The sequence below is a fragment of the Actinosynnema sp. NPDC023658 genome (assembly GCF_040639995.1).
GTDB lineage: Bacteria > Actinomycetota > Actinomycetes > Mycobacteriales > Pseudonocardiaceae > Actinosynnema.
Genome location: NZ_JBFAAX010001025.1, coordinates 1 through 1,907, shown reverse-complemented (window position 1 = coordinate 1,907; position 1,907 = coordinate 1). Strand labels below are relative to the sequence as shown.

General features: G+C 74.1%; 2 protein-coding genes. One reads left to right on the top strand and one right to left on the bottom strand.

Annotated elements, in window-relative coordinates; genetic code table 11:
• Positions 1-334: sensor histidine kinase (locus AB0G02_RS37640; RefSeq protein WP_360804515.1), on the top strand; the 334-nt coding region annotated here is incomplete at its 5' end.
• Between the two features lie 56 nt (positions 335-390).
• On the opposite strand, the gene AB0G02_RS37635 is transcribed toward AB0G02_RS37640, so the two are convergent.
• Positions 391-1,617 carry a GAF domain-containing SpoIIE family protein phosphatase gene (locus AB0G02_RS37635; RefSeq protein WP_360804512.1) on the bottom strand — a complete coding sequence of 409 codons (1,227 nt, stop codon included), beginning with the start codon at positions 1,615-1,617 and terminating at the stop codon, positions 391-393.
• Positions 1,618-1,907 lie beyond the last annotated feature (290 nt).

Here is a 1,907-nt window from a genome sequence, read left to right as displayed (position 1 = left end):
GCGCCAGGTCGTCGTGAACCTGATCGGCAACGCCGCCACCTACACCCCGCCGGGCACCGCCGTCCGCATCGGCGTGGGCACGGTGGGCGGCCGTGCCGTGCTCGAAGTGGCGGACCGGGGCCCCGGCCTGACCGCCCACCAGGCGGCGCGCGTCTTCGACCGCTTCTACCGCGCCGACCACTCGCGCAACCGCACGGGCGGTGCCAACGCCGGACTCGGCCTGGCGATCGCCCGCGCCCTGGCGCGTGCCCACGACGGTGACGTCGAGCTCGACACGGCCCTGGGCGAAGGCGCCTGCTTCCGCCTCACCCTGCCCCTGCTCGACCGGCCCTGAGGGCCCGGCCGCAGGCGCTCCTCACCGCCGCCGGACGGGCGCGACGGGGCGGCACCTCACAGGCCGGGGTCCGGGGGAGGGGCGTGCTGCACGGCCAGCAGGGCGATGTCGTCGGTGGCGGGGTGGTCCCCGACCAGGTCGGACATGATCCGGATGCAGGCGGATTCGGCCGGGACGGACGTCACGGTCCGGCGCAGCAGGTCGAAGCGCTCGTCGAGGTCCTCGTCGCGGCGCTCGACCAGGCCGTCGGTGTAGAAGACGACCAGCGCTCCGGGCGGCAGGTCGACGGAGGTGGTGCGGCGGCCGGTGACGCCGAGGTCGAAGCCGACCGGCGGGTCCACGGCGTCGCGGATCAGGCGGGTGTCCCGGTCGTGAACGGCCAGCACCGGCGCCGGGTGGCCCGCGAGGGAGAGGTCCAGGCGACCGCTCGCGGTGTCGAGCACGGCGTAGGCGACCGTGGCCATCGTGTTGTGCTCGAAGTGGGTGGCTTTGCGGTCCAGCTTGGCGAGCACGTGGGCGGGGTCGTCGAACTCGAGCGCGTAGGCGCGCAGCGCGCTGCGCAGACGCCCCATCACCACGGCGGCGCCCAGCCCGTGACCGACGACGTCACCGATCACCAGGCCCAGACGTCCCCCGGGCAGGTGGAACACGTCGTACCAGTCGCCGCCGACCCCGCTGTCGGCGCCGGGCACGTAGCGGGCGGCCAGGCTCCAGCCGGGGATCTCAGGCAGGTGGCTGGGCAGCAGGCTGTCCTGGAGCAGGGCCGCCGCGGTCCGTTCCGCGCGCGCGTGGTGCGCGTCGACGCCCGCCGCGAGCCGGTCGGAGATCAGCTGGAGGAGGTCGATCTCGTGGTCGGTGAACCGGCGCTCCGCGACCGAGCCGATGTGCAGCACGCCGACGAGGTTCCCGTCCGCGACCATCGGCACGCCCAGCATGGCCCGCAGTCCCCGCCTCCACAGCAGGGGGTTCACCACCGTGGACTCGTCGACGTGCGTGATCTGCACCGGCTCGCGGCGCTGTGCCACCCGTCCGGCGAACCCGGCGCCGATGGGCACCCGCACGCCCTGGATGACCTCTTCCTCCAGGCCGTAGGTCGCTCTGGCCACCAGGTGCCCGCCTCCCGGATCGGCCAGCAGCACGGTGACGGTGTCGACGGAGAGCAGGTCCTGCACCCGGCTCAGCAGCACCTCGAACAGCTTGTCGAGGTCCAGTTCGCGCAAGGCGCTGTCGGTGATCGCCTCGAGCACGCGAAGCCTCGTCTCGGAGGTCCGATCGCGGTCCATGCGCTGACTCCGTCCACGTCCGAACCCGTACGCCCGAGTAGCCGGCGGGCACGTGGGGCGTGCCGTCCCGCGCGCCGGCGCCGTCCAGACGGCTGACCCGCGACGATACCTCTCCCATGAGCAACTCACGATCGCCGGACACGCGCGGCGGGCGGCGCGCGGTCGCACGGCGCTTCGCCGGGCGTTGCCGAACGCGGACGCGTCGAGGTCGCGGCTGTCGGGCTCACACCTCGAGAGTGCCGGCTCTCCGCGCGGTTCGGGCGCTCATCCGCCGCCGGGGGAGTCCGTCC

What these genes read in the sequence shown, in the direction of transcription:
- AB0G02_RS37635 (WP_360804512.1), bottom strand. Translation starts at nt 1,617, where the DNA reads ATGGACCGCGATCGGACCTCCGAGACGAGGCTTCGCGTGCTCGAGGCG.